Here is a 24,149-nt window from a genome sequence, read left to right on the forward strand (position 1 = left end):
CCGTCTGTCTCGCGCCCGATCCTCAGATCGGGCTGATCAGCGCAACCGGCTGGCTGCCGAGCAGGGCAGCGATCGCAATGCTTCCGCCGGGCTCGATCGTCTTTCCGGTCACCAGATCCGCTTTCAGCCCGTGAAGAGGGGAGGGGACGGCGATTGCGGTATCCTCCCAGAATTCCGGGCCGGCAAAAAGCACGCCGGGATCGAGCCAGCCGAACATCAGCCGGGGTGCAGCGACAATCGCGAAATTATCCTTGTGCACCCGGGCAAATGCCAGCACGTGCTCGCGTCGGCTGCCCGTCACCTTCAGCGGCAGATAATCGCCTTTGGCAAAGAGAGCCGCTTGCCGCTGACGCAGCTGCAGGCCGATTGCGACGATGCGCTGCTTCAAGGCCGCCGCCTGAAGCTTGGCGATCGGCCCGGCTTCATAAAGCCAGGCCGCCAGCCTGATATGATCGACCGGCCGGCGGTTGTCGGGGTCGACCAGGCTGAAATCGAAACCCTCGGAGCCCTGGTAAATATCGGGAATGCCGGGCGCGGTCAGCTTGAGGAGTGTCTGCGACAGGCTGTTGAGGTAACCCGCCGCGATAAAGGGCTGCAGCTGCCTTTCGAAATCCTCGAGGAAGGCGTCATTCTCGGGTGAAACCAGCGCCGCTGCGTAGGCCGTCACCGCTTCTTCGTAAGCGGCATCCTGTTCGATCCAGCCGGTGTGGAGTTTTGCCTCGCGCACCGCCTTGACCGCGTAATCGGTGAAGCGCTCGCGAAATTCTTCCGTCTGCCCGCGGTCGATATCCTCCGGCCAGGCGCCGGCCAGCGCCTGATAGAGCATCCATTCGACATTCGGCTCCGGTGCCGCGCCATCCGACAGATCTTTGAGCCAGGAGCGGTTCATCTCACGCCAGCGCTCTGCCGCCTGCACGAACACATCCGCGCCCTCACTCAAAGCATAGAGCCTGGCGCGCGCATCCTCGCCGCGTTTGGTGTCGTGGGTGGCGCTTGCCGACAGCCCATGCGGCTGCAGCCGCGCCCGCTCGGCCATGCGGCGATGGAATCCCTCCGGGCCATCAGGCGCCTTGCCGGGTTCGCCGCCGACTTCGTTTGCGGCAAGCAGTCTGTTGTAGCGATAGAACAGCGTATCCTCCGTCGCCTTCGCCATCACAGGCCCGCTCAATTGCTGGAAACGGATGCGAAACTCGTGGGCCGCATCCCCCTCGACCTTGCCTTCCAGAAGCTTCAGTACATGGTCGAGCGCACGCCGATCATCGAGCTGCGCCATGACTTGCGATGCGGTGGTGGCAAGCACGGCTGAATCCTGCCAGGCGAGCGGGCCGCCGTCGCCATAAGTGCGATAGACGGGAAAGGCAATCAGCAGCTCGCTGAGCGCGGCGGCGATCGCGTCGCTTTTCAAATCGGGAAAAATGCCGGCTGCGATCGATACCAGCCTGCCGGTCTCGCCGGCGAAATTACGCTCGACCATCAGCCGCTTGGCAAGCCGCCGGCCATCGTCGAGATCACCCGTCTCTCCGGCGAGCCTGCGATAGGCATCGTCCAATATCCGCAGGCCCCCGCCGTCGACGAAGAGTTCGCTCAGCGCAGCGATGAATTCATAGCCGGTGGTGCCGGCGACCGGCCAGCTTTCCGGCAGGACCTCGGCGGGGCCGAGGATCTTTTCGACGACGATGTAGGTGTCCGGTCCAACCGCCGCCCTCAGCCTGTCGAGATAGGCCTTGGGCTCAGCGAGCCCGTCGACATGGTCGATGCGCAGGCCCTGCACCTTGCCATGGCGCACCAGCTCGATCGTCAACCGGTGGAGATCTTCGAACACGAAGGGATCTTCGACGCGGGTGCCGACCAGCCCGGTCACCTCGAAAAAGCGGCGATAGCTCAGATGTCGCGCCGCTTCCTTCCAATAAGTGAGCCGCCAATGCTGTGCCTCATGCAGGCTTTGGAGGAAATCGCGGTCGGCCGAGACATCCTCGAGTTTTTGCCGGAGAAGTGCCCGGTCGCCGCCTTCGAAGAGAATGTCGCGCATGGCGCGGGCGAAGTCCTCGCCGGAGGTTGTGGCTGCGGCCTCCGCCATTCTCGTAGCCACCGGATCGTCGAGCCGGTTTGCGATCGCGCCGTAACTGCGGGGGGTCAGCGGCAGCAGCGTTTCGAAATAGGCGAAGGCGAAGTTGCCGTGGGTTTCGTCGAGGGCGATGCGCAGCTCGCCGGCGGCGAGCGCCGCCTCGAAATCCTGGCCGAGCTGCGGCAGGGTCAGCGGCTCGTTCCAGTCGATGTCGAAATGTCTGGCATAGGCGCTCCGCGGGCCGAAGGCCAGCACGTCGCGCCACCAGCCGTTTTCAGGCGAAGCGGCCATGTGGTTCGGAACGATGTCGAGGATCAGCCCCATGCTAGCCGCGGCGAGACTCTCCGTCAGCCGCTCGAACCCCGCCCGGCCGCCGAGCGCCGGGTCGATTTCATTGGCGTCAGTGACGTCATAGCCATGGGTCGAGCCGCTGACGGCGGTGAAGATCGGTGAGGCGTAGAGGTGGCTGATACCGAGTGTCTTGAGATAGGGGACGAGGCCGCAGGCACGATCGAAGGTCATGCCGTTGCGGAATTGTATCCGGTAGGTCGCTGTCGGAAGTGTCATGAGGCCGTCTGACGTTGGAGGAAGGCCTTCTTCAACGGTTGTGGCCGTGTTTTTGTTCCCTCGTGATGCCGGCGTTTTACCCGCTAGTCGATGAAAACGCCCACGCTGGCCGCCCGTCCGGCCGAGTCAATGACGGTCAGTTTCGAGTAGCCGCCGCCGTCGGGCAGCCATTGCTGGGTGCGGCGGCGGGAGAGATCGGGCAGCGGCTTGCCGTTGGCAAGCCAGCGGAATGGGGCGCGGCCGCCCTGCAGCTTCAGCATCAGCGGTGACAGGTCGCCTGCTCCGGCGCCGAGATCGATATGGGCGCCCTCAGGGGGATAGACGATCTGCGGCGCGGGCTCACGGCCGGAGGCGACGAGCAGGCCGCTGGCATTCAGCGCAAAACGCCGCTGGCTGATCGGCAGCTCGGACTGGGCGATGCGCACCGCACCCGCCGGCGGGCGGGGCAGCGGCGTGGTTGATATGCCGGATTTGGCGAAAGCCTCGAACAGGATAGGTGCGGCGGTGCCATAACCGGTCAAACCCGGAACGGCGCTGTTGTCGGGCCGTCCGACCCAGACGCCGAGCACATAACGCCCGTCATAACCGACCGACCAGGCGTCACGATAGCCGTAGCTCGTGCCGGTCTTGTAGGCGATGCCGCGCTGCGGCGCGCCGGCGGGGGGAATGACGCCGGAGAGAATATCGGCGACGTTCCAGACGGCGACCGGCTCCAGCAGCGCTTCGCCATCGAGCTCGGCCGGTTGGCCGGTGATGCCGTCGCCGAGCCTTGCCGGCTGGCCGCGATTGGCGAGCGCCGTATAGAGCTGCACCAGATCCTTCAGGGTGATGCCGATGCCGCCAAGACCGATCGCCAGTCCCGGCGTCTCGTTCGGCGGCAGGACCGGGCGCACCTCGGCACGGCGGAAGCGCACCAGCAGCCGCGATGGTCCGACGGCGTCGAGCAGCTTGACGGCCGGCACGTTCAAGGAGAGCTGCAGCGCCTCGCGGACAGTGACGTCGCCCTGATAGCTCATGTCGAAATTGCGCGGCCGGTAGCCGAAGAAATCGGCCGGCCGGTCCTCGATGATCGTCTCCTGCGAGACGAGCCCTTGCTCGAAGGCGAGCCCGTAGATGAAGGGCTTCAGCGTCGAGCCGGGCGAGCGGTTGACGCGTGTCATGTCGATCCAGCCGGAGCGGCTGGCGTCGAAATAATCGGCCGAGCCGACCTCGCCGACGATTGCGCCGGTCTGCGCATCCGCCATCACCATGGCGAGCGAAAGCTTCGGCCCGAGCTTCATCGCCGCCGCCCGCGCCACCGATTCCAGCCCCTGCTGCACCTGTTTCTTCAAGGTTGTCTGATGCTTGAGGACATCAGGCTCCTTGCGCAGCGCGGCTTCGGCGACATGGGCGGCCAGCGCCGGCAATTGCAGGCGCCGCGGCGGGATCGCGACAGCCTCGGCCCGCTCCGCCTCGCCGTCGCCGACGGCTTCGGCCACGGCGACACGCTCGAGCACGCGCTTGCGCGCCTCTTGCGCCGCCTTAAGATTGCGGTCCGGCCGGCGCCGTTCCGGCAATTGCGGCAGGGCGACGAGCAGGGCGGCTTCCGCGACCGTCAGCCGCCGCGGCTCCTTGCCGAAATAGGCAAGGCTTGCGGCGCGCACGCCTTCGAGATTACCGCCATAGGGCGCATGGGTGAGATAGAGGTCGAGGATCTGCTCTTTCGACAACCGCCGTTCGATCTGCACGGCGCGGACAAGCTGCAGCAGTTTTGCCGATAGCGAGCGTCCGGCCCGCGGCTCGATCAGCCGCGCCACCTGCATCGACAGCGTCGAGGCGCCGGAAACGATGCGGCCGTTGCGGATGAATTGCGTGGCTGCCCGCCCGAGCGCCCAGGCATCGACGCCGTCGTGGTCGTAGAAACGCTGATCCTCATAAGCGATCAGCATGCGCAGGAATTGCGGATCGACGTCGGCGACCGTGGTCTTCAGCCGCCAGCGGCCTTCCGAAGTCGCGAAAGCGCGCAGCAATTGGCCGTCGGCATCCAGCACCTCGGCGGAAACCACGTCCGCTTTCTCGAGCGGCGGCGGAAAGGCCTTGTCGGCGGCGTCAAGCGCAAAGATAGCCGCGCCGGCAAGAAGGATGCCGGCGGCGGACCCAATCGCAACCTTGTGCCACAGCCTCATTATTGCGCTGTCACGACCTCCATTTTGCCAGTCGCCGTGCGGGCCGAAAGCTCCGGCCGGTACATGTCCTCGACGGTTGCGGCCGGATGGTCGTAGGTGCCGGGGGTGACGGCGCGCACGACATAGGCGACGTTGAATTCGCGCTCATCGCCCTGAGCGCGGTTGAAGGCGGCGACGAAGCGGTCGTAGCGGAATTCGGTATGGGCCGCTGATATTTCGCCGATCCAGTCGAAATTCGTCATCTGGGCGCTGTCGACGAGGTTCGGATTGTCGATCTCGAAACCGGCCGGCAGAAGGTCGGTGATGACGATGCGCGACGGCCAGTCGTTGGCCTCTCGCACATGGATGACGACGACGTAGCGTTCATTCTGTTTCGCTTCGCTGACATTCGCCTCCTCGCCGTCGAGCGTGTAATAGCTGCGCTCGATGAGGAAGCCGTCGCCGCCGGCCGGCAACGGCACGGCCGGGGCGGCAACGGTGGTGACGACGGCCGAGACCGCGTCACTCGTCTGGTTGGTCAGCGTCAGCGGATGGTCGGCGAGCGCCTCACCGGCCATGCTGGCCATATAGGCACCCGTGTGTGCGGCGCCGTTGACATCGATTTTCAAGCCGTCGTCGCCGCCCTGGATGGCGCGCGCGGCAAGCAGCATCCAGGTCTCTTCCTGGGTGCTCTTGTATTTGCTGCGCTGCCATTCCTTGGCGACGGCCTTGGCGAGATCAGGGACGACGGGCGGTACCGGCCGGCTTTCGGCGGCAAGTGCGAGGATTGCAGCACCGTCGCGCAGGATCGTGCCGTAATCGGTGCGCGAGAAGTTCACGCGCGAGACCATCGACTGCTGCGACATTTGCAACGCGTCGAGGAAGATGTTCTTCGAACGCTGGGCATCGCCGTAGAGCGCCAATGCGGCGGCGATATGCGCCTTGGCGAGCGGTGTCGGGAAGTCGTTGATCATCGTATCGGCGTAGTAGCGCAGATCGCTGATCGCGGCCTTCTTGTTGCGGGCAAGCACGTAGACGGCATAGGCGATCTGGTCGCCCTGGCCCTTGATGTCGGTGGTATAGGAGAGCGTGTTCTGCAGGTTTTCGAGCGCCTGCACGAAAGCCCGTTCCGGCACGTCGTATTTCATTTCGCGAGCCCGCGTCAGGAAATCGGTGACGTAGGAATCGAGCCAGACGTCACCCGAATCCGGTCCCCAAAGGCCGAAGCTGCCGGCCGAGGCCTGGTAGGAGAGCACGCGGTAGATCGCATCCTGCACGCGCTTGTGCACGTCGTCGTCATTTGCAATGCCGGCCTGCTTCGCGACTTCCGCGAGGTAGAGCAGCGGCAGCGCCCGGCTGGTGGTCTGCTCGGCGCAGCCGAAGGGATAACGGTCGAGTGTCATTAGCAGCGCCGGAATATCGAAGGCGGCCGACCGCGTGACGTTGACGCTGATCGAGGCGCCGGGCAGCACGCTGTCGGCGAGCAGGTTCTTGTCGACGGTGAGTTTGGCCCCGGGCTTCAGCGCCAGCACCCTGCGTTCGGTAATCGGCAGCGATGCCGGGCGCACCGGCACATCGACGGTCTGGTCGAGCGAAAGGCCGGAAGCGTCGGAGAGATTGATCGAGACGCTGCCGGCGCCAGGCTGTTTGCCGATCAGCGACAGCGTCAGCTCGGATTTGGCGCCGGCTTCGAGGCGGATCGTCTGGGCGGCGGAGGCTGCTTCGATGCCCACGGCGTCATTGCCGGTCAGCTGCAGCTTGTAATCGCCGGCCGGCGCATCGGTATTGGCGATGTCGAGGCGCAGATTGGCCTTGTCGCCGGGGGCCATGAATTTCGGCAGGCTCGCAGTGACGACGACAGGATCGCGGATGATGACGTCCTTGACGCCGTGGCCGACGCCTGATTTCGACCATGCCACAGCCATGACCCGCGCCGTGCCGTTGAACTGCGGAATGTCGAAGGAGACGTGCGCCTTGCCGTCGGCGTCGAGCTTCACCGGGCCGGAGAAGAAGGCGACGAGTTTCTGTGTCGGCGGGCTTGACTGCAGCGCAATGGCGCCGCCGTCGCCGCCGGTTCGGAGCTTGCCGGTAGCACCCAGCGAGCCGTCGATCAGCCGGCCATAGAGGTCGCGGATTTCAAGGCCGAGCTGGCGCTGGCCGAAATACCAGTCCTCCGGATTCGGCGCTTCATAGCGCGTCAGATTGAGAATGCCGACATCGACGGCGGCGACCGTAACATAGGCATCTTCATTGGCGCCGGCCCCAGCCACTTGCACGCCGATATCAAGTGGTCCACGCGGCAGCATTTTTTCCGGCGTATCGAGTTTGACCTGCAGCGCGCGCTGTTCGGGATCGACCTTCAGCCATTTGATGCCGATCGAGCGCATCGGCATATGGCTGTCCTGTGCGTCGCCGGGGCGGAAGAGGGTGGCTGTGACATAGGCGCCGGCGCCCCAGTCGGCGGTAACGGGGATGTCGACTTCGCCGCCGGTCTCGCCCATCGTCGCATTCTGAACGGCGACCAGCTTTTCGGTTCCGGCCGTTACCATCAACTCGCCGCCGTAGCGCGACGTGACTTTCAGCTTGGCCGTGTCGCCGATCTTGTAGCTGTCCTTGTCGAGGGCGATCTCCAGCCCGTCGGGTGTTTCGGTCGAGGTCGAGGCGACGAACCAGCCGGCGTCGAATTCGACGCTGGAGGTCGGGCCGTCGGCATCCGGGCTTTCTACCTCGAGGCGATAGCGGCCCCACTTCACCGGCACGGAGATCTTGCCGCCATCCATCGTCGCGTCGACGCTGCCGTTGGCAACCTGCTCGGCGGTATAGACAGGTTCGTATTTCCAGGCGGTTCCCTCGCGATACCATTGGTATTCGCGGTTGAGACTGTAGAATTTCCAGCGCAGGCCCTTGCTCTCCTGCTTCTGTCCGTTGGCATCGACGCCGATGACCGTGAAGTTGGCGATAGAGTTTTCGGGCAGCTCGTCGGAAAATTCCGGCTTGATGCCGACCGAAGCGCGCTCGCTCTTCACCGGAAGCACGAGTGAGCGCTCGATGGCGCGCCCGCCCGCCTCCTGCATGCTGATATAGACGGTGGCGTTGAGCAGCTGCGTCGTTGCCGGCAGATCGCCGACGGTGAGATCGGTAGAGGCTTCGCCGTTTTCGTCGAGTTCCGGCAGGCCGTCGATCGGCAGGCGCGAGTCCTCGCTCGCCTCCTCGTCGGCAAGCCCGAACAGGAAGCCCTTATAGGCGGCGCTTTCACGCGTCGGCTTGACGACGACGTTGCCCTCGAGCGTCAGGCCGGCGGCCGGCGCGCCATAGAGATACTTGCCCGCAATGGTGATTGTCGCCGGCGTATCCGGGCCAATTTCCTTGGCTTCGGTCTTGATCTCCATGTCGGTGCGATCGGGCACGAAATCATCGACCAGGAAACTCTTGCTGGCGATCGCGCTGCCCTTGGGATCGGTATAGATATTCATCGTCCAGGTGCCGCGCATGGCGTTCTCCTGGGTGGCGAAATCGACGCTGTAACCGCCAAGATTGCTGGTCTGGCTGACGATCCGCCGGTCTTCGACGCCGTCCGGGCGGCTGAAGATGAAGGTGAGCGGCAGGTTCTCGATGGCGTTGCCGTCGGTGTCGCGGGCGAGCGCCTGCGCATGCACCGTCTCGCCGGCGCGGTAGATGCCGCGTTCGGTGAAGGTCAGGACATCGATCGCCCCGGGGGCGGCGCGGCCGGTAACGCCGCGGTCGGAGAGGTCGAAGCCGGCGCGCGTCATGTCGAGGAAGACGTAGTCCGAGGCGCCGTTCTTGGCGGTGATGACAGCGGGCGTCAGCGCCGCCGTGCCGCGGATCAGGCCGGCAGTGAAGGTGGCGCGGCCGTTTTCGTCGGTGGTCGCGGTACCAAGCACTTCATTGTTCTTGGCAAGCAGCTGCAGCTCGACGCCTGATATCGGCTTGGCCGAAGCGAGCGAACGGGTAAAGACATTGAGCCCGTCGGTGCCGGCATAGGTGGTGACGCCGATATCGGAGACGAGGAACCATTGCGTCGCCTGCGAATCCCACTCCTGCGTCGGGCCGTTCGGGCCGGTTGCCGTCATCACGTAGATGCCGGGCTTGCGCTCGGGCAGCGCCTCGTCGACCGGGAAGCTGGTGACGATGTCCTTGTTGAGCTCGTTGGCAATGTCGATCGAACCCTGCCAGACGAGTTCGCCGTTCTGGTCTTCAATGTTCTGGGCACTGTAGCCGTCGAGCTGGCTCAGGAACTGCGAATTGGTCAAGAGCGGTGCAATGGCGCGATCGCCGACGCGATAGAGTTTGAGGTTGGCCGACGCCATGTTGACCGAGACGATCGGGATGCCGCGGCGCGCCGTCGAGGGCAGCACAAAGCTGTCGCCGGTGAAACGCACCATCTGGCTGCGGTCCTTGATATAGACGTCGATGCTGACGGGGGCGTCGAGCGGCTCGTCGACGGATGACGGCAGGCCGGTGCGGAAGCCGATCTTGTAGGTCTCGCCATGGGTCAGCCCCTCGACGCAGATCTGCTTGTCCTTAGTTTCCAGCGCCTTCGGCGCTGCGCCGTTCAGCGTCACGAAGGGCGTGTAGTCGGTGGTCTTGATGAGCGCTTCGGAGAAGGTGACGCAGGCCCGCGGCGTGGCGCTGTCGGCATCGATCGTGTGTTCGGTGATCCGGAAGCCCTGCGTCGCTTTGAGCTGCACGTAGGCGGTCTGCACATCGTCGGAGGCAACCAGCGCCAGGCTCGCCTTATAGGCGTCGAGTGCCGGGCGGTAATTGGCGTTTCGTTCCAGAGCGGTGGCAAGGACGGAGAGCGCCTCGGCGCGCTTGGGCTTGGTGCGCGTCAGCTCGTAGCCATTCAGCGCGTCGACCACGGCCTGGCCGGTGACGCTGCTCTCGGTGCTGCCGTAGGAAATTGCAGCGCGGGCCGTTTCGAGCCAGAGATCGGCATCGTCGGGTGTGATCGACAGTGCGCCGTGGAAGGCGATCAGCGCGTCGGTCAGATTATTGGCGGTCATGTCAAGACGGGCATTGGCCGTCAGGCTGTCGACGCCCTGGCCCTGCTGGCCGTCGGTCAGAGCAAGATTGTCCTTGTAATCGTGCGCCTGCTGAATGAGGTCGTTGCTCAGGAAGGTCAGGCGCGGCGCCGCGCCGAGATCCGGCTCCTTTTGAGCTGCTGTTTCGACGATCTTGCCGGCGATGGCGCCGGGGAAGGCGTTCATCGTCTTGAAGTCAGATTTCAGGAAACACCATTTCACCTTGGGATTGTAGGTAAAGGCCTTGCAGCTCTTGTCGCCGATGCAGGAGGTCTTGCACTGATCGAGCGAGACGTTCTGCTCGGTGCGGAGATCGAAACCGAAGAAATCGGCGTCCTTGATCGTCTGGATGTCGCGCTTGGTTTCCGCGGCCGCGGCGGGAAAACCGACGGCGATCGTGGAAAAAAATGCGATTGTCACGAAAGCAAAGAACGAGCGCACGGACATAGGTTCCCCCCAAGGATACAGGCGATGCAGGCTCTGACCGGCGGGCACTCTCCTCACTCCACACGAGATTGTCAATCTCCACTCGCGCGCTGTTTCATCTTCGCACAGGCGCTTTCGTCCGGTTGTCACATTGGCGTGAGTGATCGCCTTGTGATTTGCGGCTTTTGCAGGGATAGGCAAGGATTTGGCTGATCGCAGGAGGTAGCGCCATGTCCACGTCGTCCCGCCGCCGGAGCCTTGTCGCGCTCCTGGCTGCCACAGTCTTTTCAATCGGTGCGGGTGCCGCAGGCGCGGCTGAAGATGCCGTCACCATCCCGCCACCTGCTGTCGATGAGGCCTCCGTGGCCGGGACCGAGACCGCCATCTTCGCCGGCGGTTGCTTCTGGGGCGTCCAGGGCGTCTTCCAGCACGTCAAGGGCGTCAAGAGCGCCGTTTCCGGTTATGCCGGCGGCGACGCCAAAACGGCGCAGTACGAAACTGTCAGCACTGGTTCGACAGGTCATGCCGAATCCGTCGAGGTGAAGTTCGATCCGAAACAAGTGAGCTATGGCAAGTTGCTGCAGATCTTCTTCTCGGTGGCGCATAACCCGACGCAGCTGAATTTCCAGGGTCCGGATCGGGGAACGCAATATCGTTCGGCGCTGTTCGTCGCTGGGCCAAAGCAGCGGGAGGTGGCCGAGCGCTATATCGATCAGCTCGACAAGGCGCGTGTCTTCCCGCGCAAGATCGTCACCAAGGTGTCCGACACCGCCAGCTTCTATCCTGCCGAAGCCTATCATCAGGATTTCCTGACGCTCAATCCGACCTATCCCTATATCGTCTACAACGACCTGCCGAAAATCGAGAATCTGAAGTCGCTTTTTCCAGCCGACTACCGCACCGAGCCGGTGCTCGTCAGGGCCAAGGGATGACTCCCGTCAGGGCATGATGTCGATCGGAGTATGATCGGGGACGCGAGCCCAGATGTCGCGCATCTCGGTGTTGGTGACGGCGATACAGCCATCCGTCCAATCCCACAGCCGATGGGCATCCCCGAACAGGCCCCAGCCATTGGGAAGACCGTGGATCATGATGTTGCCGCCGGGCGGAAAGCCATTGGAGTGCGCATTGCGCCGGTCATCGGGGCCTGGATAGGAAATGTGCAGGCTGAGATGCGCCATCGACTTGGGATTGCGCCAGTCGATTTCATAACGCCCTTCCGGTGTCTTTTCGTCACCTTCCCGTTGTTTGGGACCGGCATCGGCAGCCTGCCCCAGGGAAATCCGATAGGTCGAAATCGGAACCTCCCCTTTGAGAAGAACCATGCGCCGTTCGGATTTATAAACGCGAATGAGATCGGCCTGTTGCTCCCGCGGCACATCCGGGGGCGGTGAGCCCGAGCCGATCCTGGCCATCAATTTCGTATAGGCGAAAAGACTGACGACCACGATGGTCAGCACGATAAGTCTGTTTCTCACGTGATCCTCGATATCGAGCCAACGGAATAATCATATCGTGTCATTGCGCAATCATCCACAAGTACGCTTGAGATTGAGAATAGTCCGCCGCCAGTTTTTCTTTGCCGGCTTCTTGTTAAGAATTTATCAACGTTAACAACATCTTAAATCAGGAAAATCGCGTTCCACCGCGGAACATATCGTCAAGTTGCCCGTTACGACAAAGAGTTTCGAGCAGGGACAGCTGCCGGAGCGGATCCCTCTTTCGGGTTATAGCGTAACAAGGGGACGTATCATGGCCACAAATGTCGTGCGGCGCTGGCAACGAGATGATCTCATGAGACAGAGAGTATTGATCGTCGAAGACGAATTCCTGATCGCGCTGGATCTCGGGGCGACGGTGGAAGGCATGGGCATGCAGGTGGCCGGTCTTGCGAGCGATCGCGAACAGGCGCTGCGGCTGGCGCCGCTGGCCGATATCGCCTTTGTCGACGTCAATCTTGCCGACGGCCCGACCGGGCCCGAGATCGGTCGGCGGCTGGCGCAAGAGCACGGCATTGCGGTGGTCTTCATGACCGGCAATCCGGAGGTCGTGGCCGATGGGGTCAAGGGCGCAGTCGGTGTGGTGCAGAAACCGGTCATGCCTACTGTCGTGCAGCAGCTGGTGAATTATCTCGCCGCACGCCGCGTCGGCATGTTCGCCGTGGTGCCCTCGCAGATGACGATTTTTGCCTGATCAGCCCGTTATGGCGGCCAATTCCGGCGGACGGCCGGCCTTATCTGCCGGTCTGCCATAGGCCTTGAGAAAAGTACGCACGGCATTGCGTGCCGCCTTATCAAGCTCTTCATCGGTGGGTGTTTCGCCGAAAAGCGTCATCATCTGCAGATCGGCATTGGCGAGCGCCACGAACTGCCGTGCGGCGACATCGAAATCGTCGATGACGAGCACGCCCTTATGTGCGAGCCGCGCGAGAAGCGCGGAAAGGGCAGTGGTCAGCTTGCCCGGGCCCTGCTGGCGCCAGCTTTCGAACAGGTGCGGATAGCGTTCACCCTCGGTCTGCACCAGCTTGCGCAGGAATTTTCCGTCGTGATTGCAGATGCAATTCTTGTTGAGGCGCACGGCAAATTCCGTCAGCCCGTCCTCCAGATTGTCGGCCTTCTCAGGGAAGCTCGACAGTACCGAGAAGAGCATGGCATTGGCGCGGTTCATGACGTCCTCGACGACGGCGACGAACAGCGTCTCTTTTTCGCGGTAGTGATTGTAGATCGTCTGGCGGGAGACGCAGGCGACGGCGGCGATCTCGTCGATGCTGGCGCCGGCAAAACCCTGGCGGCAGAAAACGTCCGCGGCGGCATCGAGGATCGACATGCGCTTGGCGCATTGTCCGCGCTGCGTATGCCCAGCCATCCCTGCCGGTGTCATGCGATCTTTCATGAAAGCGAGGATAAGGCGTCTTGACGTTTTAGACAATGGCGTCTAGTTTTACATCAGTGTCCAAAATTATTGACACGCTTGGTTCCGCCGCTGGAGATATGAGCTCCCAACTTCGTCTTCGCGCGAACGACTATCATTGACCCCAGAGCATCGGGCCGAAAATCGGAAAGCTTTTCGGAAAGCACGATGCGCCGATTCTAAAGATGCTGTGCGACGGAGTGACGTTCCGGCGCCTCCGCTGCGTTTTTATGAAAGATCACCCTATGACGGCTTCCTTCTTTCGCATGGCCCTCATTCTCGGCCTTCTCTCGGCCATCGGGCCTTTCGCCATCGACATGTATCTACCCGCTCTGCCCTCCATCGGCCAGGACCTGCATGCCGATAACAACGTCACCCAGCTGACGCTTCTCGCTTTCTTCATCTCCTTTGCTCTCGCGCAGCTCGTCTACGGTCCGCTGTCGGATATGTGGGGCCGCAAGCTGCCGCTTTATCTCGGCATCGGCGTCTTCGCCGTCGCCTCGATCGGCTGTGCGCTGGCGACCAATATCGAAACGCTGATCGCCTTCCGTTTCATCCAGGGCATTGGCGGTGCTGCCGGCATGGTTATTCCGCGCGCTATCGTCCGCGACATGCATACCGGCGTGCAGGCCGCGCGGCTGATGTCGCTGCTGATGCTGGTCTTTTCGATCTCGCCGATCCTGGCGCCGCTGACCGGTAGCGCCGTCATCGAATTCTATGGCTGGCGCGGGGTGTTCTGGGCGGTGACGATCGCCGCCTTCATCGGTCTCGTGCTGCTTGCGACCCAGCTTGAAGAAACCCGCCCGTCCCAGGAGCGCAGCGGCAGCGGCCTCGGCAGCGCCATGGCGGCCTACCGGCTACTGCTGTCCGACCGCAATTTCCTGACGCTGACCTTCATCGGCGGCCTCGGGATTTCGAGCTTCCTGGTCTATCTCGCCAACTCGCCCTTCGTGCTGATCCAGAATTACGGGCTGACGCCGACCGAATACAGCTTCGCCTTCTCGATCAATGCCGTCTCCTTCTTCGCGGTGTCGCAGGCGACCGGCTGGCTCGGCGAGCGTTTCGGTCTGGTGCGGGTCATGCGGATTGCCGTCAGCGCCTTCGCGCTTGCCATGGTGGTCATGGCGGTGGTGATGGCTGCCGGCTTCAATCAGCTGCCTGTCATGGCGAGTTTTCTCTTCATCGGCTACGGCTTCCTCGGCCTCGTCATTCCGACGAGCGCCGTGCTGGCGCTCGAAGATCATGGCGCCATCGCCGGCACCGCCTCGTCGCTGATGGGCACGCTGCATTTCGTCATCGCCGCCGTCGCCATGGTCATATCGAGCCTGTTCTTCGACGGCACCGCCGTGCCGATGGCCGCCGGCATCGCGCTCTGCGCCTTCGCGGCCTTCGTGCTGACCCAGGCGACGATCGGCCGCCGCGCCGCAGTTGCCGCCGCCGAATGATCGACGACAGGCCTCACCCGGTCTCCGGGTGCGGCCGCCAAGATGCGCAACGCTGCAGAGAAAATGCAACGCGCAATTGATTATCGGTGTGTCGCGCTATCTAGGCCTGACGAAGCATTGTTAGTCTGGAGAATACGCATGGTCGACGAGAAGCGGCTGATCTCGAAAATCACCTGGAAGCTGATGCCATTTCTCGGCATCCTCTACCTCATCGCCTATATCGACCGGCAGAATGTCAGCTTCGCCAAGCTGCAGATGGTCGATGCGCTCGGGATGAGCGAATATGCCTACGGCCTCGGCGCTTCGCTGTTCTTCATCGGCTATTTTCTGTTCGAGGTGCCGAGCAACCTCTTCCTCGAGAGGCTCGGCGCCCGCGTCTGGTTCGCCCGCATCCTGGTCTCCTGGGGCCTTGTGACCGTGGCGCTCGCCTTCACGCAGAACGCGACGATGTTCTATATCCTGCGCTTCCTGCTCGGCGTCTGCGAAGCCGGCTTCTTTCCCGGCGTGCTCTACCTGCTGACGCTCTGGTTCCCCGCGGATTATCGCGGCCGGATGGTCGGGCTGTTCATGATCTTCAGCGCCATCGCCAATGCCGTCGGCGCGCCGCTCGGCGGCGTGCTGCTCGATCTCGACGGTCTCTATGGTTTTGCCGGCTGGGAGTGGGTGTTCCTGGCGACCGGCATCCCGGCTGTTATCGCCGGCATCGTCACCTTCTTCTATCTTCCCGGCAAGCCGGAAAACGCTGGCTTTCTGAACGGCGACGAGAAGGCTTGGCTCGAACGGCGGCTCGCTTCGGAAAATGCCGGTATGGGCGAACATGCCGGAGACGGCTTCAAGGCCCTCATCGACCCGCGCGTGCTGCTGATGGCGCTCTGCTACATCGCCTTTCCACTGTCGGCCTATGGGCTGAGCTACTGGCTGCCGACCATCGTCAAGGCCTTCGGCGTCAGCAACACGGTCAACGGCTTTCTCAACATCATTCCCTGGCTTTTGGTGGCAGTCGCCCTTTATGTCGTTCCCACCATGGCCGACAAGGCGCAATCGAAGACGCCCTATATCGTCATCCCGGCCTTTATCGGCGCGGCCTGCCTGCTACTCTCGGCGCTGATCCCGAACCACACGCTGCAATTCGCCTTCCTCTGCGTCGCCGCCGCCGGGATTTTCGCGCCGCAGCCGGTGTTCTGGAGCCTGCCCTCGCGCTTCCTCAAGGGGGCGGGTGCCGCGGCCGGTCTTGCCGCCATCAATTCGGTCGGAAATCTCGGCGGTTTCGTCGCCCAGAACGTCGTGCCCTGGATCAAGGATGAGAGCGGCAGTACGATCGCGCCGATGTTCTTCCTGGCCGCCTGCCTTGCCGCCGGCGCCCTGCTGGTCTTCTTCGTCACGCGTCAGCTGTCGAGCCGGGAGCCGCCGGCGGCCCCGAGCAGGATCTGAGCGATCCGCGTCAGGGCGTCAGCGTGAAAGCGTCGCTTTCGCCGGGAACGAGTTCCAGCGGCCAGATGCGGTTGCGGGCCCCCTGCGGATAGTGCTCGGCATAGGCCGGCATGGTGGCGAGCAGGGTTTCGCCGAGCTGGGCGCCGAGATCGCGCAGCGACATGCGGAAGGAGGTCAGCGAGGGCTGCAGGAAATGCGTGCGCGGCTCCTCGCGGAAACCGACGACGGCGAGGTCGCGGCCGGGCACGATGCCGGCCTCGGCAAGCCTGCGGTAAAGCCCGATCGCCATCAACTCGTGGATCAGTATGATCGCGGTCGGCCTCTCTTTAATCATCAGCAGTTCGTGGCCGGCCTGATAGCCGCCCTGCTCGCTCGACTTGACACGGATGACGAGCGCCGGGTCGAAGGGGATATCGTGGCGTTTCAGCGCCTGACGGTAGCTGTCGACGAAGATGTAGCCGAGATTGATGTCGGAGGAAGGGACGGCAACCGCGATCCGCCGGTGGCCCTTGGCCACCAGCCGGTCGACGCCGCGCGCCGCCACGCCTTCGAAGTCGAGGTCCATCCAGGTGTAGCTGCCGCCGGACGCGCTGCGGCCGAGCGTCACGAAGGGGATGCGGGCCTTTTCCAGAAGCTCGATACGCCGGTCGGTACGGCGTGTCGCCGAGATGATCAGCGCGTCGACGAGGCGGCGGGCCACCATGCGTTTCAGATATTCGTGCGGATCCTCGTCGTCAGGGCAGGGCAGCATGACCAGATCGAGCTTGTGGCGGGAAAACACGCTCTGCAGGCCGTCAGTGACTCCAAGGAAGAAGTCGTCGCTGTTTTCCACCGTCTCGCGGCTGACCTCGAGCATCAGGCCGATGACATTGGTCATGCCCTGGCGAAGGCTGCGGCCCGACTGGTTGGCGACATAACCGAGCTCTTCGGCGGCGGCGAGCACCCGCCGGCGCGTGTCTTCATTGACATCCGGCTTGCCGTTCAGCGCCCGGGAAACCGTCCCGATCGAAATGTCGAGATGCTCGGCGAGCTGGCGAATTCCCTTCATCTCCGACGATGTCCCTCCCGATCGGATCGCATTTGCCCTTTCTTGCCACAGGATGACGCCTGCGAAAAGTCGGGAGAGGGATTATGGCCTGAAGCTCTGGCGGATGACGAGTTCCGGAATAACGCGTTCGGAAGCCGGCGGGGCATCCGGATCTTCGAGCCGCCGCTCCATCAGCGCGACGGCGCGCTGCGCCATGGTCTGCGGATCCTGGCGGAAAGTGGTCAGCTGATAGCTCAGCCAGGAGGATTCCGGCACGTCGTCGAAGCCGATGACGGCGACATCTTCCGGAATGCGCTGCCGCGCTTCCTGGCGCACGATATCCATCAGTCCGAAGGCGATCAGGTCGTTGGCGCAGTAGACGGCGTCGGGCTTCATTCGCTGCGAGAATAGCGCACGGCCAGCGGTGACGCCGCCCTCATAATCGGAATCGTCGCCACGTGCGGCGGTGACGGATGCGCCGAGCGACTTGGCCGCCGACAAGAAGGCGTTTTCGCGCTCGACGATCGCAGGCGTTCCCGAATTGGAGCCGATGACCGCCAGCCGTCGCCGGCCGCTGTCGTAAAAGGCCGTCGCCGCCTTGCGAGAGGCTTCGATGTTGCCGGCGCGCACGTGGTCGGCGTCGGGCTCCGAGCGGCCGATGACGATAAGCGGCTGGCCGTTTCGCTGGGCGAGTTCGAGGAAACTTGCCGGCGGCGAGCCGGAGAGGATGATGATCGCCTCGGCGCGATGGCCGATCAGCATCTTCTGGGCGGCAAGCAGTTCCTCTTCCGTCCGGCCGGTGTTGATAAGGATCGGAATGCTGCCGCGGCGGATTAGGGCTTTGGCGAGTGCGGCGGCCAGATGGGCGCGAAACCCCACTTCCGGGCGGGTCGCGACGATGCCGACAAGGCGGCTCTGATTGGCGAGCACGCCACGCGCGAGATCATTGACGTGATAACCGAGCTCTTCAGCCGCCCGCAGCACCTTTTCGCGCGTTGCCGGCGCCACGCTTGCGCCCGGCGTGAAGGTGCGCGACACCGCGGAACGCGAAACGCCCGCCAGCTGCGCCACCTGCTCGGCGCTGACGAAACGCATGCTCTCTTTTTTCGGCGTCTTGCCGTCGTTCACCAGACTATCATTCATCGGCTCTCAGCAATTGATCGTCTCTGACAGCTGGATGACAGGCGGCGCGGCGGAGGTTTTTTTCAAAGGTGCTATCGTCGGCATGACCGCCGGTTGGCGTCAAAGACCCTCCTCACAAGGGGGAGGGCAGGTTATGTGAACCGGTGCGGCACATTAGGCCTCCTCCTTGCGGGGAGGGGTGCGCGGCCGGGGAATCACGGCTGATCCCCCGGTCGGGATGTCACTGATGAACAAAAAAACACCGAGGCTGCGGGACGCAACCTCGGCTGAAGGCGAACCGGCGGCGTTGCAATGAACGCCACCGCAACAGGGACTACTCGCAGACGCGCACGGTTTCGGCGTGATAGCCCCCATCATAGCGGTTGCGCACATCGCGGTCCTCGTACCAGCATCTCGGCTCGGGTTCGACATAGCGGGGGCTCTCGACATAACGCGGGCCGTCATCGACGTAGCGAGGGCCGCCATTGACGAGCGCGCCGCCGATCAGGCCGCCGACGACGCCTGCGGCAACGCCGCCGGCGATGATGCGGCCGGTGTTATCGTGATGGCGATGGTGGTCGCGTGCGGCAGCAGGCTGAATGGCCGATCCAACAAGGGCCGTGGCGATCAACAGGCTGCTAATGACTCTCTTCATGACGTTCTCCTGAAATGGCACTCGCCCCGGATAAAAGAGAAATGCGGCAGCAAGTCGATTGTTCGTTCAAACTTTGCGACATGCATTAATGCATGTCTTCGCTGAAGACCATATCAGGTCGCCGATTCCGCAGCGGTCGTCGTTGGGCATTGTCGCTTATATAAGCTACAATGCCGTGAGCTGCCTGAGGCACTGGCTGACAATATGCTGATGAACCACTTCCATAAAGGAAGCCCGCCTTAGCGGTCTAGGCGGGTTTTGAGTGGAGTGGGCCGCAGAGGCTACTTCCCGACGGTGATTAAAAAGCCCCGCAGTTCGCGGGGCCTAGGGTGCATGGAAAGGTGTTGCGCCGGTTTGGGAACGGACCTAGCGCATCGCTATTCCACCGTGAACGTTCCGGCCCCCTTGGAGTATTTCTTACCTCCAAGCGAATTGATCGTTGCACATTTTTCCTTATCGAACTTCTCGCACATCTTGTTGTCTTTGATGGCCCATGTGCCCTTGTAGGTGGCCTTGTCCCCCTCGACAGTCGCTTCAATCGTTCCGTCTGGTTTATAGGTTGTGACGCCCGATTGAGTCTTTGACTTCCAGTGAATTGGGTGGCCTACCAACTCACTTTTCATCTGCTCCGCTGTCATGGTCGCGGCATATGCACAAGATGCGAAGGCTAGGATAATGAGGCCAGAAACCGTGATCGCTTTCATCGTTCACTCCCTTCTTCTCAAACGAAGATTGTAACCGCGTGAGAGCGCGGCGAATATTTATCCAAAAGGCTTATCTCGACATATCAGTGTGGATGAGGGCTTCGACACGCTCGATTCTGGAAGATCGAAAACCCGGTCGATTCTTCCCGGGGGAAGACCTAGTTGCCCGGCTAGCAGGTTTTCTGTTTGGCGATGCGATTCATTGTCTCAAGTCCAATTGCTTGAAACAAACGGCCGCAGCGGCTCGAACTCCACCGCCGGCACATCCTCCGACGAGGTTATCATCTTTGCCCGCTTTTTGGCGAGCTTCGCCCACCACCTCGAATTGGTTCGGATCTGATCGATGCCATAAAGTATACGAAGCATGTGTCGGGCTTCCGCAGCCTCCATTGTTACGAGTGGTATGCCATCCAGTCGTGCCGGTGCATCGGTTGCTATGTCCACTATGGCCCAAGTGGTATCACTCGCTTCCAAACGGTAATTGCTCGCCATTTCGTCCCTCCGGTCGTAGGGCGAGATTGATGCAAAATCCCCGATGCGCACATCCGGCAAAAGGGATTGGCCCCACCACCAAAAGGTGAATGCGGCCGTTTGAACATAGCTCAGCGCCGACTTCTTCACCCTGCGAGGCGCCGTGGGTAAGCAGAGCATTCAAAGACTATTCGCCGCTCCTTTGTTCTGCCGGCGACTGTTGCGAAAAAGGCGGTCCAGTCGGATCTGCTGGCGCTCTGCTCCGATCCAAATTTTTTCGAGATCATTGTCGGTTTGCGAACGGCTGCTTCGTTGTCAATATGAGCGGGCTTGTTTAGCGGCAATGATGCCGGCGTCTCGCTCCTGGAGGAAAATTCCCATGCGTTTCATGTCCATCGTCACGTCCACCGATTCGATGCATCCGACGCCCGAGCTTATCGAGGCGATAGGCAAGCTTGCTGATCGGGAAATCAAGGCCGGCCGCATGCTCGACACCGCCGGGCTGATGCCGCTGGCGACCGGTGCCCGTGTCACGATCCGGGACGGCAAGTTGAGCGTTATCGATGGCCCTTTTGTCGAGGCCAAGGAGGTCGTCGGCGGTTATGCGATCTTCGAGCTGCAGAGCAAGGAGGAGGCCGTGGCGCTGGCGGTCGAGTTCATGCAGTTGCACAAGGATCTCATGCCCGGTTGGGATGGCACGTGTGAAGTGCGCGCCTATTTTGAACCGGGTGCGGAGGGGATCTGCGACCCGCTCGCCGAAGCAAGGGCATGATCCTTTCGACCCATAATCTGGGCGGGCGGTCGTGACGGCCGCCGGCACCCATCAAACGATCCTGGCCGTCTGGCGGATCGAACAGCCGCGGCTGATCACCAGCCTGGCACGATTGCTGCGCGACGTGCCGCTTGCCGAGGATCTGACACAGGAAGCGCTCACTGTAGCCCTGGAACGATGGCCGAAGACGGGAATCCCCGAACGGCCCGGCGCATGGCTTATGACAACTGCCAAGCGTCGAGCGCTCGATCATCTTCGTCGTCGCCGGATGCTGGATCAGAAGCACCAGATGATCGTTCGGGAAATGGAGGAGGAAGAGCAGATCATGCCCGATCTAGACACCCCTCTGGATGATGATATCGGCGATGAAATGCTGCGTCTGATATTTACGGCGTGCCACCCGCTGATCTCGCGCGAGGCGCGCGTAGCTCTGGCCTTACGGATGATCTGCGGCCTGACGACACAAGAAATCGCCAGGGCATACCTGGCGTCGGAAGCAACGATCGCCCAACGCATCCTCCGCGCCAAGATGACATTGTCGGATTCGGGGCTCGCCTATGAGACGCCGCATGGCGAGCAACTGTCGCAACGTCTCGCCTCGGTGCTGGAGGTCATCTACCTGATCTTCAACGGGGGTTACACGGCCGCCCGCGGCGACAACTGGTTTCGGCTGCAATTGTGCAATGAGGCGCTGCGGCTGGGCCGGGTCTTGACATCCGTGGCGCCGCTGGAGCCGGAGGCGCATGCGTTGCTGGCGTTAATGGAACTGAACGCGTCCCGTGCTGCGGCGCGGACGGATGCTGCCGGCGATCCGATCCTGCTTCTCGAACAAAACCGTGACCGCTGGGATCGGTTACAGATTCAGCGGGGGTTGAAGGCGTTGATGAGGGCCGAAGAGCTTGGCGGTGCCGGCGGGATCTATGCCCTGCAGGCCGCGATCATTGCATGTCATGCAAGGGCAATGACGGCCGATGAAACCGATTGGAGGCATATAGCCGGTCTCTATGCGGAGCTTGCCGGGCTTCTGCCTTCGCCGATCGTCGAACTCAATCGAGCGGTGGCCATCGGCATGGTCGAAGGCCCCGAGGCGGCATTGGACATCATTGAAAGCCTGCGCGACGAGCCCGCATTGAAGGACTATCATCTTCTGCCCAGCGTTCGCGGCGATCTTCTTTATAAGCTTGGCCGATACGACGAAGCGTGGCGAGCCTTTCAAGCGGCGGCCGCCCTTGCCGAAAATAAGAGGGAGCACGATTTCCTCATGCGCCGTGCTGGTGAAGCTGCCGCAGCGAAGGGTTGATTGTAACGTATCTCGGTCTTCGTGGCTGAGGTGGCTCGCCCTACATGGTCTTCCCAGGGTTGCCCGGACAGGCCGAACCGCTCCTATCGCAGGAGGACGTTGGAATCGATGCTGCCAAACTGAAGGCCGCCGGGTTTAGGTCATACCGGTATGTTTTAGGTCATAGCCAGTGGCATCCAACACATCTTCTGGAATGTCGTCGAAGGAGGCATAGTTGAGGTTATAGAGCCTGGAATAGAGCTTGCCGTTCTTCATCAATTGCCGGTGGTTGCCGCTTTCGATGATTTCGCCGTTCTGCAGCACGATGATGCGGTCGGCCTCGCGGATCGTGGCCAGGCGGTGGGCGATGACGAGGCCGGTGCGGTTTTCGAGCAACTTCACCAGCGCCTTCTGGATCAGCATCTCGGTATAGCTGTCGATATTGGCGGTCGCCTCGTCGAGCACGAGGATCTTCGCATCCGCCACAAGCGCGCGGGCAAAACTCAAAAGCTGGCGCTGGCCGAGCGAAAGATTGCCACCGCGCTCGCCGAGAACACTGTCGTAGCCATCGGGCAGGCGCATGACGAAATCGTGCGCGCCGACGGCTTTTGCAGCCTCGATCACTCGTTCGCGGGTCGCATCCTGCTTGTGGTAGCGGATGTTTTCGAAGACGGTGCCGGTGAAGAGGAAGGGTTCCTGCAGCACCATGGCGATTTCGGCCCCGAGCGAATCCTGCGTCACGTCACGCACGTCGTGGCCGCCGACCAGCACCTGGCCCTGCTGCACGTCGTAGAAGCGATGGATCAGCGACATGCAGCTTGATTTGCCGGAGCCCGTCGGACCCACCAGCGCCACCGTCTCGCCGGGATTGACCTTGAAGCTCACATGTTTCAGCACCGGATGTTTCGGATTGTAGCCGAAGACGACGTCCTTGAATTCGACCGAGCCGTCCATGTCGCGCGACAGGGCCTTGGCATCCGGCGCATCCTTGATGTCAACCGGCACGTCGAGCACTTCCGTCAGCCGCTGGCCAGACGCCATGGCGCGCTGCATCACCGAATATTGCAGGGTCAGAGAACGGATCGGGTCGAAGAAGCGCTGGATATAGAACAGGAAGGCGACGAGGACGCCGACATCGAGCGCCTGGTTGAGAACGCGGGCGCCGCCGACGACGATGACGAGGGCCATCGCCACGCCGGTCAGGCTGTCGACGATCGGCACCATCACCTGCGCATAACGCGCCGCCGTCAGATGCGTCTTGAGGTTGGCACGCGCCTTGTCGTCATAGAGCGTGAAGTTGACGCCCTGCCGGTCCATGCTCTGGACGGCGCGCACGCCGTGAATGGCTTCGGCAAGCGCGCCGTTGGCGACCGAATTGGTCTCGTGGGCTGCCATGAAGGACTTGCGGGCGAGCGGCAGCCAGAATAGCCGGACGACGAAGAGCACCGGCAGCACCGCGAGCGTCAGCAGGCCCAGCTTGAAATCGAGATAGAGCATCACGAAGACGATACCGAAGAGCAGCACGATGTCGCCGACTGAGAGTACCGAGGTTTCGAGGAATTCCTGCATCGAGTTGACGTCGCCCTGCAGACGCGACATCAGCCGGCCGACTTCGGTCTTGTCCATGAAGGAGAGCGAGACGCGCTGCAGATGCGAAAACATCGCCCTGCGGATATCGAAGAGCACGTCTTCCGCCACGCCGCCGACCAGCGTCTCCTGGGCGTAACTTGCCGCATAATTGATTGATATGGCGACCGCGAAGGCAGCGATCGCCCAGATCAGCGCCGAAGGATTGCCGCCCGGCGCCATGCCGTGGTCGATGGCATAACGGATGATCAGCGGGATCAGCAATTGCATCATCGTGAAGGTCAGGACGGCGACGACGGCCCAGCCGACCTGGCGGCGATAGGGATGAACGAAAGCCCAGATGCGCTTGACGATATTGCCGTCGAAGGCCTTTCCGAACATCTCCTCCTCGACGCGATGCGAACCGACGACTGCCCGCGGCGGGCGGCGCCCATCCTCGCGAACGTCGGGACGCTCGGTTTCCAGTTCCTCGGCCATGCTATTCCTCCCGCGGCCATCCCAG

17 protein-coding genes are annotated in these 24,149 nt (G+C 62.4%); 6 read left to right on the top strand and 11 right to left on the bottom strand.

Annotated elements, in window-relative coordinates; translation table 11 throughout:
* Nucleotides 1-22 precede the first annotated feature (22 nt).
* The 3 genes from treY to FFM81_RS30515 form a co-directional block, all read right to left on the bottom strand.
* The gene (gene treY, locus FFM81_RS30505; protein WP_138385827.1) at nt 23-2,632 is read right to left on the bottom strand and encodes a malto-oligosyltrehalose synthase; all 2,610 of its coding nucleotides are present in this window, start codon (nt 2,630-2,632) and stop codon (nt 23-25) included.
* An 83-nt stretch (nt 2,633-2,715) separates the two neighbouring features.
* Nucleotides 2,716-4,797: a penicillin-binding protein 1C gene (pbpC, locus tag FFM81_RS30510; protein WP_138385826.1), complete on the bottom strand. Its 2,082-nt coding sequence runs from the start codon at nt 4,795-4,797 to the stop codon at nt 2,716-2,718.
* A complete protein-coding gene (locus tag FFM81_RS30515; RefSeq protein WP_138385825.1) occupies nt 4,797-10,265 on the bottom strand; it encodes an alpha-2-macroglobulin family protein in 5,469 nt (1,822 codons plus the stop codon). The genes pbpC and FFM81_RS30515 overlap by 1 nt, the downstream gene beginning before the upstream one ends.
* A 209-nt stretch (nt 10,266-10,474) precedes the next feature.
* On the opposite strand from FFM81_RS30515, the gene msrA reads away from it, so the two are divergent.
* Nucleotides 10,475-11,176, top strand: a complete 702-nt coding sequence (gene msrA / locus FFM81_RS30520; protein ID WP_128397590.1) for a peptide-methionine (S)-S-oxide reductase MsrA — start codon at nt 10,475-10,477, stop codon at nt 11,174-11,176.
* A gap of 6 nt (nt 11,177-11,182) precedes the next feature.
* On the opposite strand, the gene FFM81_RS30525 is transcribed toward msrA, so the two are convergent.
* Complete coding sequence (locus tag FFM81_RS30525) at nt 11,183-11,722, bottom strand: L,D-transpeptidase family protein (protein WP_128397591.1); 540 nt, start codon at nt 11,720-11,722, stop codon at nt 11,183-11,185.
* A 274-nt stretch (nt 11,723-11,996) separates the two neighbouring features.
* Here FFM81_RS30525 and FFM81_RS30530 point away from each other — a divergent pair, with 274 nt between their 5' ends.
* Nucleotides 11,997-12,437 (top strand): response regulator, encoded by a 441-nt coding sequence (locus tag FFM81_RS30530; RefSeq protein WP_128397592.1) that lies wholly within the window; start codon nt 11,997-11,999, stop codon nt 12,435-12,437.
* Here the strand turns inward: FFM81_RS30530 and FFM81_RS30535 are convergent, their stop codons facing one another.
* Complete coding sequence (locus FFM81_RS30535) at nt 12,438-13,172, bottom strand: TetR/AcrR family transcriptional regulator (protein WP_128397593.1); 735 nt, start codon at nt 13,170-13,172, stop codon at nt 12,438-12,440. It abuts the gene before it with no gap.
* 227 nt (nt 13,173-13,399) lie between these two features.
* Here FFM81_RS30535 and FFM81_RS30540 point away from each other — a divergent pair, with 227 nt between their 5' ends.
* Complete coding sequence (locus FFM81_RS30540) at nt 13,400-14,599, top strand: multidrug effflux MFS transporter (protein WP_138385824.1); 1,200 nt, start codon at nt 13,400-13,402, stop codon at nt 14,597-14,599.
* A gap of 138 nt (nt 14,600-14,737) precedes the next feature.
* Nucleotides 14,738-16,030, top strand: coding sequence for an MFS transporter (locus FFM81_RS30545; RefSeq protein WP_138385823.1), 1,293 nt, complete (start codon nt 14,738-14,740; stop codon nt 16,028-16,030).
* Nucleotides 16,031-16,040: 10 nt separating this feature from the next.
* On the opposite strand, the gene FFM81_RS30550 is transcribed toward FFM81_RS30545, so the two are convergent.
* The 5 genes from FFM81_RS30550 to FFM81_RS30570 form a co-directional block, all read right to left on the bottom strand.
* On the bottom strand, nt 16,041-17,078 hold the full coding sequence (locus tag FFM81_RS30550; RefSeq protein WP_003563540.1) for a LacI family DNA-binding transcriptional regulator: 1,038 nt from the start codon (nt 17,076-17,078) through the stop codon (nt 16,041-16,043).
* A gap of 81 nt (nt 17,079-17,159) precedes the next feature.
* Complete coding sequence (locus FFM81_RS30555) at nt 17,160-18,200, bottom strand: LacI family DNA-binding transcriptional regulator (RefSeq protein ID WP_138385822.1); 1,041 nt, start codon at nt 18,198-18,200, stop codon at nt 17,160-17,162.
* A 313-nt stretch (nt 18,201-18,513) separates the two neighbouring features.
* Nucleotides 18,514-18,834: a hypothetical protein gene (locus tag FFM81_RS30560; protein WP_003563537.1), complete on the bottom strand. Its 321-nt coding sequence runs from the start codon at nt 18,832-18,834 to the stop codon at nt 18,514-18,516.
* 377 nt (nt 18,835-19,211) lie between these two features.
* The gene (locus FFM81_RS30565; RefSeq protein ID WP_003563535.1) at nt 19,212-19,538 is read right to left on the bottom strand and encodes a hypothetical protein; all 327 of its coding nucleotides are present in this window, start codon (nt 19,536-19,538) and stop codon (nt 19,212-19,214) included.
* 207 nt (nt 19,539-19,745) lie between these two features.
* Nucleotides 19,746-20,159 carry a hypothetical protein gene (locus FFM81_RS30570; protein WP_244597503.1) on the bottom strand — a complete coding sequence of 138 codons (414 nt, stop codon included), beginning with the start codon at nt 20,157-20,159 and terminating at the stop codon, nt 19,746-19,748.
* A gap of 229 nt (nt 20,160-20,388) precedes the next feature.
* Between FFM81_RS30570 and FFM81_RS30575 the strand changes: the two genes are divergently transcribed.
* Together FFM81_RS30575 and FFM81_RS30580 are read left to right on the top strand one after the other, a co-directional pair.
* Nucleotides 20,389-20,781 (top strand): YciI family protein, encoded by a 393-nt coding sequence (locus tag FFM81_RS30575; protein ID WP_025418725.1) that lies wholly within the window; start codon nt 20,389-20,391, stop codon nt 20,779-20,781.
* A gap of 31 nt (nt 20,782-20,812) precedes the next feature.
* Entirely contained in the window at nt 20,813-22,081 is a 1,269-nt protein-coding gene (locus tag FFM81_RS30580; RefSeq protein WP_138385821.1) for an RNA polymerase sigma factor, read from the top strand.
* A 135-nt stretch (nt 22,082-22,216) separates the two neighbouring features.
* Here FFM81_RS30580 and FFM81_RS30585 read toward each other — a convergent pair whose 3' ends face one another.
* Nucleotides 22,217-24,124 (bottom strand): ABC transporter ATP-binding protein, encoded by a 1,908-nt coding sequence (locus tag FFM81_RS30585; protein ID WP_138385820.1) that lies wholly within the window; start codon nt 24,122-24,124, stop codon nt 22,217-22,219.
* Nucleotides 24,125-24,149: the final 25 nt, after the last annotated feature.

This window comes from Rhizobium hidalgonense, from assembly GCF_005862185.2.
GTDB classification, from domain to species: Bacteria; Pseudomonadota; Alphaproteobacteria; order Rhizobiales; family Rhizobiaceae; genus Rhizobium; species Rhizobium hidalgonense.

Excerpts from the sequence above, each read along its gene's own strand:
- FFM81_RS30530 (WP_128397592.1), top strand. The coding sequence starts at position 11,997 with ATGGCCACAAATGTCGTGCGGCGCTGGCAACGAGATGATCTCATGAGA.
- FFM81_RS30585 (WP_138385820.1), bottom strand. The coding sequence starts at position 24,124 with ATGGCCGAGGAACTGGAAACCGAGCGTCCCGACGTTCGCGAGGATGGG.
- FFM81_RS30515 (WP_138385825.1), bottom strand. The coding sequence starts at position 10,265 with ATGTCCGTGCGCTCGTTCTTTGCTTTCGTGACAATCGCATTTTTTTCC.
- FFM81_RS30555 (WP_138385822.1), bottom strand. The coding sequence starts at position 18,200 with ATGAATGATAGTCTGGTGAACGACGGCAAGACGCCGAAAAAAGAGAGC.
- treY (WP_138385827.1), bottom strand. The coding sequence starts at position 2,632 with ATGACACTTCCGACAGCGACCTACCGGATACAATTCCGCAACGGCATG.
- pbpC (WP_138385826.1), bottom strand. The coding sequence starts at position 4,797 with ATGAGGCTGTGGCACAAGGTTGCGATTGGGTCCGCCGCCGGCATCCTT.
- FFM81_RS30550 (WP_003563540.1), bottom strand. The coding sequence starts at position 17,078 with ATGAAGGGAATTCGCCAGCTCGCCGAGCATCTCGACATTTCGATCGGG.
- FFM81_RS30540 (WP_138385824.1), top strand. The coding sequence starts at position 13,400 with ATGACGGCTTCCTTCTTTCGCATGGCCCTCATTCTCGGCCTTCTCTCG.
- msrA (WP_128397590.1), top strand. The coding sequence starts at position 10,475 with ATGTCCACGTCGTCCCGCCGCCGGAGCCTTGTCGCGCTCCTGGCTGCC.
- FFM81_RS30575 (WP_025418725.1), top strand. The coding sequence starts at position 20,389 with ATGCGTTTCATGTCCATCGTCACGTCCACCGATTCGATGCATCCGACG.
- FFM81_RS30560 (WP_003563537.1), bottom strand. The coding sequence starts at position 18,834 with ATGAAGAGAGTCATTAGCAGCCTGTTGATCGCCACGGCCCTTGTTGGA.
- FFM81_RS30545 (WP_138385823.1), top strand. The coding sequence starts at position 14,738 with ATGGTCGACGAGAAGCGGCTGATCTCGAAAATCACCTGGAAGCTGATG.
- FFM81_RS30565 (WP_003563535.1), bottom strand. The coding sequence starts at position 19,538 with ATGAAAGCGATCACGGTTTCTGGCCTCATTATCCTAGCCTTCGCATCT.